The 14,095-nt window shown below is 64.0% G+C and carries 16 protein-coding genes and 1 tRNA gene; 15 read left to right on the forward strand and 2 right to left on the reverse strand.

The features are described from left to right. Positions 1 to 2 precede the first annotated feature (2 nt). The 6 genes from OU426_RS13070 to OU426_RS13095 all read left to right on the forward strand — a co-directional run bounded on the left by OU426_RS13070 (position 3) and on the right by OU426_RS13095 (position 4,154). The gene (locus tag OU426_RS13070) at positions 3 to 1,466 is read left to right on the forward strand and encodes a hypothetical protein (RefSeq protein WP_267634469.1); all 1,464 of its coding nucleotides are present in this window, start codon (positions 3 to 5) and stop codon (positions 1,464 to 1,466) included. Then, positions 1,463 to 1,933, forward strand: coding sequence for a GNAT family N-acetyltransferase (locus OU426_RS13075; protein WP_267634470.1), 471 nt, complete (start codon positions 1,463 to 1,465; stop codon positions 1,931 to 1,933). The genes OU426_RS13070 and OU426_RS13075 overlap by 4 nt, the downstream gene beginning before the upstream one ends. A gap of 30 nt (positions 1,934 to 1,963) precedes the next feature. Next, positions 1,964 to 2,040, forward strand: a tRNA-Arg gene (locus OU426_RS13080). A 105-nt stretch (positions 2,041 to 2,145) separates the two neighbouring features. Next, positions 2,146 to 3,177 carry an LLM class flavin-dependent oxidoreductase gene (locus OU426_RS13085; RefSeq protein ID WP_267634471.1) on the forward strand — a complete coding sequence of 344 codons (1,032 nt, stop codon included), beginning with the start codon at positions 2,146 to 2,148 and terminating at the stop codon, positions 3,175 to 3,177. A 4-nt stretch (positions 3,178 to 3,181) separates the two neighbouring features. Further along, positions 3,182 to 3,379 (forward strand): 4-oxalocrotonate tautomerase, encoded by a 198-nt coding sequence (locus OU426_RS13090; protein ID WP_267634472.1) that lies wholly within the window; start codon positions 3,182 to 3,184, stop codon positions 3,377 to 3,379. Between the two features lies 1 nt (position 3,380). Further along, complete coding sequence (locus tag OU426_RS13095) at positions 3,381 to 4,154, forward strand: alpha/beta fold hydrolase (RefSeq protein ID WP_267634473.1); 774 nt, start codon at positions 3,381 to 3,383, stop codon at positions 4,152 to 4,154. Positions 4,155 to 4,170: 16 nt separating this feature from the next. Here OU426_RS13095 and OU426_RS13100 read toward each other — a convergent pair whose 3' ends face one another. Both OU426_RS13100 and OU426_RS13105 read right to left on the reverse strand, forming a co-directional pair. Further along, on the reverse strand, positions 4,171 to 4,791 hold the full coding sequence (locus OU426_RS13100) for a TetR/AcrR family transcriptional regulator (protein WP_267634474.1): 621 nt from the start codon (positions 4,789 to 4,791) through the stop codon (positions 4,171 to 4,173). Between the two features lie 84 nt (positions 4,792 to 4,875). Then, a complete protein-coding gene (locus tag OU426_RS13105; RefSeq protein WP_324289820.1) occupies positions 4,876 to 5,553 on the reverse strand; it encodes a GntR family transcriptional regulator in 678 nt (225 codons plus the stop codon). Positions 5,554 to 5,718: 165 nt separating this feature from the next. Between OU426_RS13105 and OU426_RS13110 the strand changes: the two genes are divergently transcribed. The 9 genes from OU426_RS13110 to OU426_RS13150 all read left to right on the forward strand — a co-directional run bounded on the left by OU426_RS13110 (position 5,719) and on the right by OU426_RS13150 (position 14,095). Beyond that, on the forward strand, positions 5,719 to 6,525 hold the full coding sequence (locus OU426_RS13110; protein ID WP_267634475.1) for an ABC transporter substrate-binding protein: 807 nt from the start codon (positions 5,719 to 5,721) through the stop codon (positions 6,523 to 6,525). A 75-nt stretch (positions 6,526 to 6,600) separates the two neighbouring features. Then, a complete protein-coding gene (locus OU426_RS13115; protein ID WP_267634476.1) occupies positions 6,601 to 7,266 on the forward strand; it encodes an amino acid ABC transporter permease in 666 nt (221 codons plus the stop codon). Between the two features lie 9 nt (positions 7,267 to 7,275). After that, a complete protein-coding gene (locus tag OU426_RS13120; RefSeq protein ID WP_267634477.1) occupies positions 7,276 to 7,929 on the forward strand; it encodes an amino acid ABC transporter permease in 654 nt (217 codons plus the stop codon). Continuing rightward, positions 7,922 to 8,644: an amino acid ABC transporter ATP-binding protein gene (locus tag OU426_RS13125; RefSeq protein WP_267634478.1), complete on the forward strand. Its 723-nt coding sequence runs from the start codon at positions 7,922 to 7,924 to the stop codon at positions 8,642 to 8,644. The genes OU426_RS13120 and OU426_RS13125 overlap by 8 nt, the downstream gene beginning before the upstream one ends. A 40-nt stretch (positions 8,645 to 8,684) precedes the next feature. Then, a complete protein-coding gene (locus OU426_RS13130) occupies positions 8,685 to 9,569 on the forward strand; it encodes a dihydrodipicolinate synthase family protein (protein ID WP_267634479.1) in 885 nt (294 codons plus the stop codon). Positions 9,570 to 9,670: 101 nt separating this feature from the next. After that, the gene (locus OU426_RS13135) at positions 9,671 to 10,906 is read left to right on the forward strand and encodes an NAD(P)/FAD-dependent oxidoreductase (protein ID WP_324289821.1); all 1,236 of its coding nucleotides are present in this window, start codon (positions 9,671 to 9,673) and stop codon (positions 10,904 to 10,906) included. 2 nt (positions 10,907 to 10,908) lie between these two features. Then, a complete protein-coding gene (locus tag OU426_RS13140) occupies positions 10,909 to 11,910 on the forward strand; it encodes a 4-hydroxyproline epimerase (RefSeq protein ID WP_267634481.1) in 1,002 nt (333 codons plus the stop codon). A 54-nt stretch (positions 11,911 to 11,964) separates the two neighbouring features. Then, on the forward strand, positions 11,965 to 13,065 hold the full coding sequence (locus tag OU426_RS13145) for a cis-3-hydroxy-L-proline dehydratase (RefSeq protein WP_267634482.1): 1,101 nt from the start codon (positions 11,965 to 11,967) through the stop codon (positions 13,063 to 13,065). Position 13,066: 1 nt separating this feature from the next. After that, positions 13,067 to 14,095 carry a trans-3-hydroxy-L-proline dehydratase gene (locus OU426_RS13150; protein WP_267634483.1) on the forward strand — a complete coding sequence of 343 codons (1,029 nt, stop codon included), beginning with the start codon at positions 13,067 to 13,069 and terminating at the stop codon, positions 14,093 to 14,095.

Consider the following 14,095-nt stretch of genomic DNA (forward strand, 5'->3'; position numbering starts at 1 on the left):
GCATGCGATTTGTTCGTACTCTTCTTCTGACGGTCGCGTCTTTCATGCCCGCCGCCGCGCTTGCGGAACCAGCGACCCAGGCTGGTGCGGACGAGCTGACTACGCTTTTCCAATCCTATCTCGGTACCACCGCCGGTGTGGTCACCGTCGCGCCGGAGGGTGAGAGCTATGGCGTGAAACTCGATTTCGCGCTGCTTCTCGCGAAAGCCCCGCTCGACAAGTTCGACGCATCGGTTTCGCCTCTTCAGCTGCGGCTGACCGATCAGGGCGATGGCACCTGGGCCTATCAGATGGATCAGCCGGTGTCCCTCGCCTATACGATCCCCGACGGGGAAGGCGGACAATCCAAGACCGAAACCAACTATGGATCGGTCAAACTCTCGGGCAGCTTCGACGAAGCGCTCGGCGCGTCGCGTACCATGCATATGGAAATGACAGATGTCGCGACAGTGCAATCACAAGCCGGGGGCGGGCTCGGCGCGGTGGTTGTCAACAGCCGGACCAAGTTGATGGTCATGGATGGCCGCGCGGTCGAGGGCGCGGCGGGCGTCGACGGACGCTACGCGCATACCGCAAGCGATACCGAGTTTTCGGTTGCGATCGCCGGGGCATCGCCGGAACCGATCAGCATCACAGGCACGATCGCGGATGGCAGTTTCGACATCGTCACGACCGGCCATCAGCCGATCGGGCTTCTCGGTCTGTGGTCATGGTTCATCGCTCACCCGAGCGAGGAGCTGATCAAGGCCGACCGTGCCTCGCTGAAACCCGTGATCGAGAAGGCGCTACCGCTCTTTGGCAATGTGAAGATGGATGGGGCCTACCGGACGGTGGCGGTCGAAACGCCGCTCGGGCCGTTCTTGGCCGCTGAGCTGGGCGTCACGGCGGACATCAACGGCATAGTCGCTGACGGCAAGGTCCGCGAGGCGCTGACAGTCAAGGGCCTGAAGATTCCCGAGGGGCTGGTGCCGCCCTTCGCCGCCACTCTCGTGCCGAACGAGGTCAGCCTCGATTTCGCAGCGAGCGGTTTCGATGCGGCGGCGGGTGCGGCGCTGGGGCTTGGCCTTCTCGACCTGCCCGACGGTGCTGTGCCTCCTGCCGGGTTCGAGGGGCAGCTTCTGTCGGCTGTCCTTCCCGACGGGATGGTCGATATCACGATCGCCCCCGGCGCGGTCGTCGCGCCCGACTACAAGTTGACCTATCAGGCGGCCTTCGCGGCAGGCCCGGCACGCCCCACGCCGGTCGGAACCGCCAAACTTACGCTTGTCGGGATGGAAGCGATCCAGAAGGCGCTGCAGTCGGCGCCGCCCGAGATGGGCGGGCAGGCGATGATGATGGTCGGTATGGCGGGCGGCATGGCCAAGCCCGGTGCCGACGGCGAACTGGTCTGGGACATCGAAATGACCGAGGCGGGTGGCCTTCTGGTCAATGGCGTCGACATGGCTGCCATGATGGGTGGGCAGTGACCGGCACGGTGGTGATTTCCCGCGAAAGCCCCGCCCAGGCGGAGCTTTCGCTGCTCTTTCACCGCCATACTGCGGCGATGCATGAGGAAACCCCGCCCGAGAGCATTCATATGATGGATGCCTCCGCACTCGACCGGCCCGACATTTCCTTCTTCGTGATGCGCGATACGGGCCGCGCCATCGGCATGGGCGCCTTCAAACGGATCGATGCGACCCATGCGGAGATCAAATCGATGCATGTCCTGGCCGAGGAACGCGGCCGGGGACTGGCGCGCCGGATGCTCGACCATCTGATGGACGAGGCACGGGCGGCAGGCTTTCGGCGCCTAAGCCTGGAGACCGGCTCTCAGCGCGGTTTCACCGCGGCGCGGGCGCTGTATCTGAAAGCGGGCTTCACTGAATGCCCCCCGTTCGAGGGCTATTGGGACGACCCCAACAGCGTCTTCATGACGCGCGCCCTTGATTGAGGCCGCCGCGAGCCGCTAAAGGAAGGCAACGGTCCCGTAGCTCAGCTGGATAGAGCAGCTGCCTTCTAAGCAGCGGGTCGGGGGTTCGAGTCCTCCCGGGATCGCCAATCACTCATAAGCACTGATCTGGCACTCTCGGCAGGCAAGCCGCTTGACGTGTCGTCATACCTCTGATCTTATATGGTACACATGTACAATAAAATGGGACGGCGATGCAGTTCATCCATTTTCTCAACAGCCATCTCCTCGATCCGAATGTCGGGGCGGGCAGGCACTATGCCGAAGTGCTTGAACAGGCGGTTGCGGCCGACCTGCTGGGGTTCCGGGGCGTGGGCATTCCGGAGCATCATCTGGTCAACCTGCTTCTGATCCCGTCGCCTCTGCAGATGGCGGTGGCGATTGCGGCGCGGACGCGGCGGGTGGAGCTCGTGACTTCGATCTGCCAGCTGCCAATCCGTGACATGCGCATCTTCGCGGGCGAAGTGGTGCAGGCGCAGGCACTTTGCGAAGGCCGCCTGATGCTGGGCGTCGGCAAGGGCGCCTTCGGGTATGAGACCGGGCGGCTTGGCGTACCGATGGAGGAGACCAAGGCGCGGTTCGAGGAATCGCTTGCCGTGCTGGAAGCCTTGTTGACGCGCGAGGAGGTGAGCTGGGACGGGCGCTGGTACCGGTTCGATGCGCTGACGGTGATGCCACGCCCCGACCGGCCAGTGCCGATCCAGCTGGCATCCATGGCACCCGAAGGGATCGAGGCTGCGGCGCGGCGGGGCTATCATGTGCAGACGACTCCTCTTGGCGCGAGCGAGGAAATCCTTGCCGCACAAGTCGGCGCTTTCCATCGCGGTCGCGCGGCGGCACCAGACGGTGGCGCCAATAGGCTGTCGCTGCAGCGCGGGCTCTATCTCGCAAAAAACGCCGCCGACGCGCGCGAAAAGCTTGACCGCGCCTATGCTTATTATGAGCGGTTCGACAATGTTTTCGGCGGGCCGGGGTTGGTCGACCACGGCATCGTGCGGCCCTTGCCGCGCAAGCAGACGATCGATGAACTGGGGCGGAACATCCTGATCTGCGAGCGGCAGGAGATGATTGACAAGCTGTCCCACTACGCCGAACTGGGCATCGACGACGTGATCAGTTCGTCAAACTTTGGCCAGCCGCAGGCAGAAACGTTGGACATGATGGAACGGTTCGCGGCAGAGGTCATGCCGCATGTGACAGGCCTTGGGGCAGAAGTCGGGGAGTAAGGACATGCCAGTCATCAGGATAGAGATGTTCGAGGGCCGCACAGCCGATCAGAAACGCGCCTGCGCCAAGGCGGTCACGGAAGCCTGGGTCGCGACCTGCGGTGGAACGCCCGACATGGTGACAGTGATCTTCACCGATGTCGCCAAGCATGACTGGGCAACGGCGGGGCGTCTCGCCTCTGACCCCAAGCCGGGGTCGTGAGATGGCGATCGACTGTTCCTATTCGGTCATCGGCGAGGGGCCGGCGCTGTTCCTCATCCATGGAATCGGCGCACGGCGGGCGACCTTTGCCGGACTGGTCGAGGGGCTGAAGGATGGCTTCACCTGCGTGACCTACGATCTGCGCGGCCACGGCCTGTCACCCCTGCCGGAAGGCCGGTTCGGGCTGGAGGATCTGGTCGACGATCTCGAAGCTCTGCGCAGGCGGCTAGGCATAGAACAGGCGCATTTCGCCGGTCATTCGTTGGGCGGCATGATCGGCCCGGCCTATGCGCGGCGCTATCCTGATCGGGTACTGTCCTTGGGGCTCTATTCGACGGCAGCTTTCCGGACCGAAGATGACAGCCGGAAGGTGAGGGCGGTGGTGCAGGCAATGCGTGACAAGGGGATCGGGCTGGTGCTGGATACGCTCACCGCGCGCTGGTTCACCGACGATTTCGCGGCGGCGCGGCCGGATGTGATCGAGTGGCGCAAGCAGCAGGTCATGGACACGGACGCCGGGGTTTTCCTAAATGTCTTCGACATCTATGCCGAAACCGAGATGGGGCCTTGGCTGCACGAGATCGCAGCGCCCGCGCTGGTGCTGACCGGCGAAAATGACGGCGGCTGCAACCCGCGCCTTAACCGGGAAATCGCGGCGGCGATGCCGAAGGCCGAGCTGGTGATTCTCGATGCGCTGAAGCATGCGATCTTCATTGAGGCGACCGACCGCGCGCTTCCGCCGATCCGGGATTTTCTGCTGCGGCACCGGGGTTAGGCGCGCCGCCGCAGCTTCAGGGCTTCGCCAGAGAGCGCGCCAGCTCCATCGCAGTCGACAGGCCGTTTTCGAGAGCGTTTTCGTTTCCGCGCCGGATCCAGTCGAGCCAGAGACCATCGAGCAGCGCCATGATCGTGTCGGTCGTCGCGCAGATGCGGACCGCCTGCGCGTTGCGGTCATGCGCAATATCGCCGAGAAGAGTGGCCAGCTCCTCTCGGTAGCTTTCGTAAAGCGCCGCTTCGGTTTCGGCGAGGGTCGGATGATCGACCGCCGCCGACCAGAGGTCGAGCCGGAGGCGCAGATAGCCACGCGACAGGAAATCGGGCTTGAAACCGGCCCGTACGAAGGTTTCGAGACGCTCAAGCGGATCGCCCGATGTCCTTGCGCCAAGATCTTCGGCGGTCGCCTGCCGGAGCCGGGAAGATGCGATCCGGTAGGCCTCGCACAGAATCTCGTCCATATCGCGAAAGTGATAGGTGATATGGCCGAGCGATAGGCCCGCTTCCTTGGCCACTGCGCGGGCGGTAAGCTTCGCATGGCCGTCGCGCACCAGACAAGCTATTGCTGCCTCTGCGATCTCGTGCCGCCGGTCTTCATTGCGGCGATAGGGTTGGCGTTTGCCGGGTTCGGTGGTCATCCGCGGTTCTTGTTAGAGATCAGACCTCGCCACCTTAACAGTGTAAAGCAGCTTGAGAAGCGAAAAATCGCCGCACCCGCGGTACTATTTTTTTTCCTGTGCCTGCAGAAAGCCGATCAGCGAACGGCTGGCGCCGAGGATATGCGCGCGGGTGAGGGCGGCCGCCTCGTCCGCGTCACGCGCCATCGCCGCCCGAAGGATGCCCTCATGTTCGGCCCGCGCCCGCGCGATGCCATGGGTCAGTACAAGCTGGGCGCGCAGGTAGCGTGCGATCTTGTCGAGCGCCTTGGAGATGATCTGAAGATGATAGGGGCGGCCGCAGTCCTTGTAGAGCGTATAGTGAAATAGCCGGTTGAGCCCTGCCCATTTTCCGCTGTCTGGTTCGGCGGCGAACGCCTGCGCAAAGGCCTTCGCCTCGGCGAGCGTCTTGTCGCTGATGACATTCACGGCATGGCGGATCACCTCGCCTTCCACCAGGGCGCGGAATTCGAACATCTCGGCGATCTCTTCAAGCGAAAGCGAGGAGACGACGGCGCCCTTGTGGCGCTGGGTTGTCACAAGCCCCTGTTCCTCAAGCCGCGCGAGCGCTTCGCGCACGGGAATGCGGCTGACGTTGAACAGGCTCGCGATGTGATCCTGTCGAAGGGTCTCGCCGTCCTTCAACTCACCCTCGACAATGGCTTCGCGCAGCGCCTCAAAGATCACATCGGCCGGGGATGGCATGCTGCCCAGATTGGTGGCCTTGAGCTTCAGCGCCATCATCATTCGCTCACGAAAAACTGCCTCGGTTGCATCGATAGAATCTCCGAATGTGGATTGCATCCACTTTCTTGCGGATAAAGTGTATTGTAAATTGGATCCAATATCCACTAGAACTCTTGCATCGCGAATCCCCGGGGGGAGCGCGTTCCGACAGGAGGGATCACAATGAAGAAGATATATTTTGCAACCGCCAGCCTCGCCGCACTGCTTGCCACAGGTGCCGCGCAGGCCGACAAGCTGGACGACATCATCGCCTCAGGCACGCTGCGCTGCGCGGTTGTGCTGGACTTTCCGCCGATGGGATCGCGCGATGCCGACAACAATCCGGTGGGCTTTGACGTCGACTATTGCAACGACCTGGCTGCCGCGCTGGGCGTGACGCCAGAATATGTGGAAACGCCCTTCCCCGACCGCATCCCCGCGCTGGTCTCGGGCCGCGCCGATGTGGGTGTCGCCTCGACCTCGGACACGCTGGAGCGGGCGAAGACCATCGGTTTCTCGATCCCCTATTTCGCCTTCACCAACGTCGTCCTGACCCGCGAGGGCGCGGGTGTCGACAATTTCGAAGGTATGTCCGGCCATGTGGTCGGTTCGGTCGCGGGGACGTTCGAAGGCATCAAGCTTGAAGAAAACATCAAGGCCTGGGGCGCAGGCGAATTCCGGCCGTACCAGTCGCAGGCCGATGTGTTCCTGGCGCTGAGCCAGGGTCAGATCGACGCAACCGTCGTGACCTCGACCGTCGCTTCGGCCATCGTCGCCTCGGGCCAGTATGAAGGGCTGAAGATCGCGGGCGATGCGCCCTATCCGATCGACTATGTCAGCCTGATCTCGCTGCGCGAGGAGCAGGGTCTTATCAACTACCTGAACCTCTTTGTGAACCAGCAGGTCCGGTCGGGCCGCTATCAGGAACTGTATGACAAATGGGTCGGCGGCACTGCGCCGGGCCTGACGATCGACGGCGTCTATCGCTGAGCCGTCGCGGGGGTGCGTGCCTCCTCCCTGAGCGCGCGCCCCTTCATTCGCTGATTGCAGACCCGGGGGAGGGTCATGTTCAACTATACGTTTCATTGGCATCAGGCCCTGCGCGCGCTGCCCGACATGCTGTGGGGGGCGCTGGTCACCATCGAGGTTGCTGTCCTGTCGATGGTGCTGGGCATCGCCTTCGCCGTTCTTCTGGCGGTGGCCCGGATGTCGGCGAACCGTCTGGCCTATGGCGCGGCCACGACGTGGATTGAGGTGGCGCGCAATACGCCGGCGCTGTTCCAGATCTACATGGCGCATTTTGGCCTTGGGTCCTTTGGCATCCATCTGAGCCCCTGGTGGGCGCTTCTGGCCGGGATCACCTTTAACAATGCGGGCTATCTGGCCGAAACCTTCCGCGGTGCGCTGAGGGCCATTCCGCCGACGCAGACCCGCGCGGCGCGGTCGCTGGGCATGGGGCCCTTGCGCGCCTTCTGGTCGGTCGTGATGCCGCAGATGTTTCGCATATCGTTCCCGCCGATGACCAACCAGATGGTCTGGGCGATCCTGATGACCTCGCTTGGTCTGACCGTCGGGCTGGCGACCGACCTTGCGGGTGTGACGCAGGAGCTGAACGTGCGCACTTTCCGCACCTTCGAATTCTTCGCGCTGGCGGCCGTTCTTTACTATCTGATCGCCAAGGCGGTGATGCTGGGCGCGCGCCTGATCGCCTGGCGGCTGTTTCGGTACTGAGGGGGAGAGATGTTCGATACTGCCTTGACCCTCAAAGACCTGATATTTCTGGCCAAGGGCGCCGGGATCACGCTGGCGATCACCGCCGTCGCGGTCCTCTTTGGCACGCTTCTGGGCACCATCTTCGGCGCCTTCAAGGCGCAGGCCTCGGCGCTGGCGGCGGCGCCCCTGACCTTCGTGCTGGACGTGCTGCGCTCGGTCCCGCTGCTCATCCAGCTGATCCTGGCCAATGCATTCCAGTCGATCGCCGGTTTCGGCTGGTCGCCCTTTACCGTCGCCTGCGTGATGCTGTCGCTTTATACCTCGGCCTATTGCGCCGAGATCGTGCGGGGCGGCATCGAGGCGGTGCCGGCCGTCACCCGGCGCGCGGCGCGGTCCTTGGGCATGACCTGGGCGCAGGACATGGCGAACGTGACCCTGCCGATGGCGCTGCGGGTGGCCCTGCCGGGCTGGATCGGCCTGACGCTGGGGGTGATGAAGGACACAGCGCTTGTGTTGTGGCTGGGGATCATCGAGCTTTTGCGGTCGTCGCAGATCCTTGTCACGCGCCTGCAGGAGCCTTTGTTCATCCTGATGATCACCGGCGCGATCTATTTCCTGATTTCCTTCCCGATCGCCCGGATGGGCGGCCGGCTTGAAGCACGGTGGCGCGAGAATGATTGAGATTGAAAATGTGCGGAAATCCTTCGGACCCCTCGAGGTTCTGAAGGGCGTGTCGATGCGGGTCGAGAAGGGCGAGGTGGTTACGGTCATCGGAGGCTCGGGGTCCGGCAAGTCGACGCTTCTGACCTGCATCAACGGGCTGGAGCCAATCCAGGGCGGAAGGATCACTGTCGATGGAACGGTCGTCCATGACCCGAAGACCGACCTGAACAAGCTGCGCCAGAAAATCGGGATCGTGTTTCAACAGTTCAACGCTTTTCCGCATCTGACGGTTCTGGAAAATGTGACGCTCGCCCCCCGCAAGGTGCTGGGGATGAGCCGCGAGGCGGCTGACGAGATCGCGGTGAAGCAGCTGTCGCATGTGGGGCTGGCCGACAAGCTCATGGTCTATCCTTCGCGCCTGTCGGGCGGCCAGCAGCAGCGCATGGCGATCGCCCGGGCGCTGGCGATGTCGCCGGACTACATGCTGTTCGACGAAGTCACCTCGGCCCTTGACCCGCAGCTGGTGGGCGAGGTTTTGGACACGCTGCGACTCTTGGCCAGCGAAGGCATGACGATGATTTGCGTCACGCACGAGATGCGGTTCGCGCGCGAGGTTTCAGATCGTGTTGCCTTCTTCCGCGAGGGACTTATTCATGAGATCGGCACGCCCGCCCAGATTTTCGAGGCGCCCGAAAAACCGGAAACCGCGGCTTTCCTGAAAGCCGCACACTGAGATGTAACGAAGGAGTTCCCAGAGAATGTGGACTGGAATGATGCCGGCCGTGACCACGAAATTCACCGCCGAAGGAGCGTTGGATCGTGCCGAGATGGAGCGCTGCTTTGGCCTGCAGATGGATGCGGGCAATGCCGGCCTGATCACCTGCGGCACGCTGGGTGAGGGCAACATGCTGTCGCCCGAAGAGCGGCTTGAGGTCTTGAAGATCGCGAAATCGGTCGCGGGCAAGAAGCCGGTTCTGCTGACGATCTCGGAAGCAGGCACCCGCGAGGCTTGCGCTTTGGCCGCGCAGGCGGGCAAGGCGGGCGCCGATGGCCTGATGGTCGTGCCCTCACCGATCTATCACACGAACCGCGCCGAGACGATCGCGAACCTTAACGCCATCGCGAATGCGGGCGGGCTGCCGGTGATGATCTATTCGAACCGCGTCGGCTACCGCGTCGATGTGACGCCGGAAATGATGATCGAACTGGCGGAAAACCCGCTGATGGTGGCGATCAAGGAAAGCTCGGACGACATCCGCCGCTGCACGGAAATCTTCAACACGGTAGGCAACCGGTTCAAGGTGCTGACCGGGGTCGACAACCTTGGCCTTGAGGCGATCCTGATGGGCTGCGACGGCTGGGTGTCGGGCGTGTCGATCGCATTCCCGAAGGAAAACCAGGCGATCTATGACCTCGCGAAGGCCGGCCGCGTGGCCGAGGCGCGGGAAATCTACCGCTGGTTCCGGCCGCTCCTGGACCTCGACGTGTCGACCTTCCTCGTCCAGCAGATCAAGCTGGCGGAAGCCATCGCCATCGGCTCGACCGAGCATGTCCGCGCGCCGCGTCAGCCTCTGGTCGGCGAGCATCGGGTGCGGGTCGAAAAGCTGGTGCGCGAGCGGATCGCCTGCCGTCCGGCCCTGCCGAAACTGGCGGCCTGAGTGACAAAGCGCCTCTGCTCGCGCAGAGGCATGGCCCGCGCCGTTGCGGCGGCGAGGAGCGCGGGCCGCACCAATTTCTACCGCGCACTGCAGGCGTTTTGATGTTTGACGTGATCGTCATCGGCGGCGGGATCATCGGCCTTACGGCCGCCTTCCGTCTTTCCGAGGCAGGCCGGAAGGTCCTGATCCTCGACCGCAAGGGCATCGCCGAGGAGGCGAGCCGAGGTAACGCCGGGGCCTTTGCCTTTGCCGATGTGGAACCGCTCGCCTCGCCCGGGGTGATCTGGAAGGCGCCCTTCTGGCTGATGGACCCGCTGGGGCCCCTGTCGATGCCATTGTCCTATGCGCCGAAGATGCTGCCTTGGATGTGGCGCTTCTGGCGGGCGAGCCGCCCGGCACGGCACGAGGCATCGACAGCGGCGCAGGCGCGGCTGATGGAGCTGGCCAAGGCGGAGACAGACGATCTGTTCGATGCGACCGGGCTTGCGCACCACCTGCGCCGTGATGGCGCGATCTATCTTTACGAGGGCGAAAGGGCGCTGAAAGCATCGCGGGGCCTGTGGGACCTGCGCGCGCGCCATGGAGTGGAATTCGAGACCGTCAGCGGTGCGCGGCTGGCCGAACTGCAGCCCGGCCTGCACCCGAAATACACCCATGGCGTCTTCATCCCGGCCTGGATGACGCTGTCTGATCCCTACGAGGTCGCCTGCGCCATCGGTCAGGCGGCGCTGGCGCGTGGTGCCGGGTTCGAGAAGGGCGAGGTCGTGGACCTTTTGCCGAACGGGCAGGGGGTGGGTGTCAGGCTCGCCGATGGGCGGCGGATGAGCGCGCCGAAGGTCATCCTCGCCTGTGGTGCCTGGTCGCACAAGCTGGCGGCGAAGCTGGGCGACAGGGTGCCTCTGGAAACCGAACGGGGCTACAACACGACCCTGCCGCCGGGGGCCTTCGATCTGAAGCGCCAACTGGTCCTGCCGCAGGACGGCTATGTGATCACGCCGCTCTCGACCGGTATCCGGGTCGGCGGCGCGGTGGAATTGGCGGGCCTGGACCGGGCGCCCGATTTCCGGCGGTCGGAAATCCTGCTGAAGAAGGCCGAAGGCGTCATGGCGGGCCTGAAGACCGAGGGCGGCGTGCAGTGGATGGGCTTCCGCCCCTCGATGCCCGATACGCTGCCGGTGATCGGCCGGGCGCACGGCGCGCCGAACGTGTTTTATGCTTTCGGTCATGGCCACCTCGGCCTGACCCAGGCCGCCGCCACCGCGCGGCTTCTGACCGACATGACGCTGGGGCGGACCCCGGCGATTGACCTCAGCCCCTACAGACCGGAAAGATTCTGACCATGGCGAGCCACACGTTCTTCTGCATCGATGGCCATACCTGCGGGAACCCCGTGCGAGTCGTCGCGGGTGGTGGGCCGAACCTGAAAGGCGCGACGATGCTGGAAAAGCGCGCGCATTTCCTGGCGGAGTACGACTGGATCCGCCACGGGCTGATGTTCGAGCCGCGGGGCCATGACATGATGTCGGGCTCGATCCTTTACCCGCCGACGCGCGAGGATTGCGATGTGGCGATCCTGTTCATCGAGACCTCGGGCTGCCTGCCGATGTGCGGGCACGGGACGATCGGCACGGTAACGACGGCGATCGAACGCGGGCTGGTGACGCCGAAGGTGCCGGGGGTATTGCGGCTGGATACACCGGCCGGGCTGGTCATTGCCGAATACCGGCAGGAGGGGCAACTCGTCGAGGAAGTGAAGCTGACGAACGTGCCGGCCTTCTTGCATTCCGAAGGGCTGACGGCCGAGGTCGAGGGGCTGGGCGAGGTTACGGTCGACGTGGCCTATGGCGGCAATTTCTATGCGATCGTCGACCCGCAACCCGCTTTCCGCGACATGGCGGACCATTCGGCGGGGGATCTCTTGCGCTGGTCGCCTTTGCTGAGGAAGGCGCTGAACGAGAAATACATGTTCCAGCATCCCGAGAAGCCAGAGATCAAGGGGTTGAGCCATATCCTCTGGACGGGCAAGCCCACGCAACCCGAGGCGACCGCGCGCAATGCGGTCTTCTACGGCGACAAGGCGATCGACCGGTCGCCCTGCGGCACCGGCACCTCGGCGCGGATCGCGCAATGGGCGGCGAAGGGCAAGCTGAAGGAAGGCGAGACCTTCGTCCACGAAAGCATCATCGGGTCGATGTTCAAGGGCCAGATCGTCGGGCGGGCGGAGGTGGGCGGCAAGCCTGCGGTCATCCCCTCGATTGCCGGCTGGGCGCGGGTGACGGGCTACAACACGATCTTCATCGATGATCGCGATCCGTTCGCGCACGGGTTCCAGGTATTGTGAGGACAGGGCGCAGGGTGGGCAATACTGCCTATCCTGCAATGAGGGAGGACGATCATGAAAATCACCGCAATCAAAGCCTATCAGGTCGATCTGCCCCTGAAGGAGGGCCGCTATAGCTGGTCGAACGGGAATTACGTCGAGGTCTTTGACGCGACCGTGGTTGCGGTCGAGACCGATGCGGGCATAACCGGCTGGGGTGAGTGTTGCCCGCTTGGATCCGCCTACCTGCCTGCCTATGCGCTGGGTGTGCGGTCGGGGCTGGCCGAGATCGCGCCGAAAGTCATCGGGCTCGATCCGCGCGATCTGGGTGTCCTGAACCGCCATATGGACGCGGTGCTGCGCGGCCATCCTTACGTGAAGGCGGCGATTGACGTGGCCTGCTGGGACATTCTTGGCAAGTCCTCCGGTCTGCCCTGCTATCAGCTTCTGGGCGGCAAGGCGCAGGACAAGATCCACCTCTATCGGGCGATTTCCCAGATCGAACCCGAGGCGATGGCGGGCAATGTCGCGGGATACCGGGCCGAAGGCTACACGAAGTTCCAGCTGAAGGTCGGGGCGGACGCCGACAGTGATATCGCTCGTATTCGCGCGGCGCGCGCGATCTTGCAGCCGTCCGATATCCTTGTGGCAGATGCCAATACCGGCTGGACGATGCACGAGGCCGCCCGTGTGGTGAACGCGGTGCGCGACCTTGACGTCTATATCGAACAGCCCTCGCCGACCTATGAAGAATGCCTCGCTACCCGGCGCCGGTCTTCGCTGCCCTTCGTGCTCGACGAGGTGATCGGCGGGGTGGGTGACCTGATGCGCGGGATCGCGGACGGGGCGATGGATGTGATCAACCTGAAGATCTCGAAGGTTGGTGGACTGACCAAGGCCCGCCAGATGCGCGATCTGTGCATCGCGGCGGGCATTCCGATGACGATCGAGGATACCTGGGGTGGCGATATCGTCACCGCGACCATCGCCCATCTGGCGCAATCGACGCCTGCGGAATTCTGCTTTTCGGCCACCGATTTCAATTCCTACGGAACGAAGGATATCGCGACCGGGGCGCCGAAGCGGGTCGAGGGCTGCATGCAGGCGTCGGATGCGCCGGGCCTTGGGGTCGAACCGATCATGGCGGCGCTGGGCGCGCCGGTGCTGGAGGTCTGAGATGCGTTCGAACAGGGTCATACATGTCGTCGGCTGCCATGCCGAGGGCGAGGTGGGCGATGTGATCGTCGGCGGCGTCGCGCCGCCGCCCGGTGAGACGATCTGGGAACAGTCGCGCTGGATCGCGACCGACAACCACCTGCGTGATTTCGTCCTGAACGAACCGCGCGGCGGGGTCTTCCGCCATGTGAACCTGCTGGTGCCGCCGAAAGACCCGCGCGCGGCGACCGGCTGGATCATCATGGAGCCGATACATACGCCGCCCATGTCAGGGTCGAACTCAATCTGCGTGGCGACGGTCGTTCTGGATACCGGCATCGTGCCGATGGTCGAGCCTGAGACCCGCTTCTTCATGGAAGCGCCGGGCGGCCTCGTCGAAGTGGTCGCCACCTGCCGGGACGGCAAGGCCGAGCGCATCCGGGTGACGAATGTGCCGAGCTTCGCCGCACGGCTCAATGCCAAGGTCGAGGTCGAGGGCTTGGGGACTCTGACTGTCGACACGGCCTATGGCGGTGACAGTTTTGCCCTTGTCGACGCGGCTTCCTGTGGTTTCGACCTCGACCCGTCCGAGGCGCGGGAGCTGTCTGAGACCGGTATGAAGATCCGCAAGGCGGCATCGGAGCAACTGGGCTTCAGCCATCCGACCAACCCTGACTGGAACCACATATCCTTCTGCCAGTTCACCCGCCCGGTCGAACTGGTGAACGGCACGAAGACCGGCCGCAACACCGTGGCGATCGAGCCGGGCAAGCTCGACCGGTCGCCGACCGGTACGGGGTGTTCGGCGCGGATGGCGGTTCTGCATGCGAAGGGCGAGCTTGCAGTGGGCGAGGCTTTCACCGGCGTCTCGATCATCGGTTCGGAATTCCACTGCCGGCTGGAGCGGGAGACCGATCTGAACGGAACGAAGGCGGTCGTGCCCTCGATCTCGGGCCGGGCCTGGATCACTGAAATCAAGCAACTGGTCTGCGACCCCGCAGACCCCTGGCCGCGTGGCTACCGGGTGGGTGACACCTGGCCGATGCGGTGA

The organism is Frigidibacter sp. RF13 (genome assembly GCF_026626305.1).
In the GTDB taxonomy this organism is placed as follows: Bacteria; Pseudomonadota; Alphaproteobacteria; order Rhodobacterales; family Rhodobacteraceae; genus TMP-24.

Excerpts from the sequence above, each read along its gene's own strand:
- OU426_RS13085 (WP_267634471.1), top strand. The coding sequence starts at position 2,146 with ATGCAGTTCATCCATTTTCTCAACAGCCATCTCCTCGATCCGAATGTC.
- OU426_RS13070 (WP_267634469.1), top strand. The coding sequence starts at position 3 with ATGCGATTTGTTCGTACTCTTCTTCTGACGGTCGCGTCTTTCATGCCC.
- OU426_RS13110 (WP_267634475.1), top strand. The coding sequence starts at position 5,719 with ATGAAGAAGATATATTTTGCAACCGCCAGCCTCGCCGCACTGCTTGCC.
- OU426_RS13135 (WP_324289821.1), top strand. The coding sequence starts at position 9,671 with ATGTTTGACGTGATCGTCATCGGCGGCGGGATCATCGGCCTTACGGCC.
- OU426_RS13120 (WP_267634477.1), top strand. The coding sequence starts at position 7,276 with ATGTTCGATACTGCCTTGACCCTCAAAGACCTGATATTTCTGGCCAAG.
- OU426_RS13100 (WP_267634474.1), bottom strand. The coding sequence starts at position 4,791 with ATGACCACCGAACCCGGCAAACGCCAACCCTATCGCCGCAATGAAGAC.
- OU426_RS13150 (WP_267634483.1), top strand. The coding sequence starts at position 13,067 with ATGCGTTCGAACAGGGTCATACATGTCGTCGGCTGCCATGCCGAGGGC.
- OU426_RS13130 (WP_267634479.1), top strand. The coding sequence starts at position 8,685 with ATGCCGGCCGTGACCACGAAATTCACCGCCGAAGGAGCGTTGGATCGT.
- OU426_RS13095 (WP_267634473.1), top strand. The coding sequence starts at position 3,381 with ATGGCGATCGACTGTTCCTATTCGGTCATCGGCGAGGGGCCGGCGCTG.
- OU426_RS13140 (WP_267634481.1), top strand. The coding sequence starts at position 10,909 with ATGGCGAGCCACACGTTCTTCTGCATCGATGGCCATACCTGCGGGAAC.
- OU426_RS13125 (WP_267634478.1), top strand. The coding sequence starts at position 7,922 with ATGATTGAGATTGAAAATGTGCGGAAATCCTTCGGACCCCTCGAGGTT.
- OU426_RS13105 (WP_324289820.1), bottom strand. The coding sequence starts at position 5,553 with ATGATGGCGCTGAAGCTCAAGGCCACCAATCTGGGCAGCATGCCATCC.
- OU426_RS13145 (WP_267634482.1), top strand. The coding sequence starts at position 11,965 with ATGAAAATCACCGCAATCAAAGCCTATCAGGTCGATCTGCCCCTGAAG.
- OU426_RS13115 (WP_267634476.1), top strand. The coding sequence starts at position 6,601 with ATGTTCAACTATACGTTTCATTGGCATCAGGCCCTGCGCGCGCTGCCC.
- OU426_RS13090 (WP_267634472.1), top strand. The coding sequence starts at position 3,182 with ATGCCAGTCATCAGGATAGAGATGTTCGAGGGCCGCACAGCCGATCAG.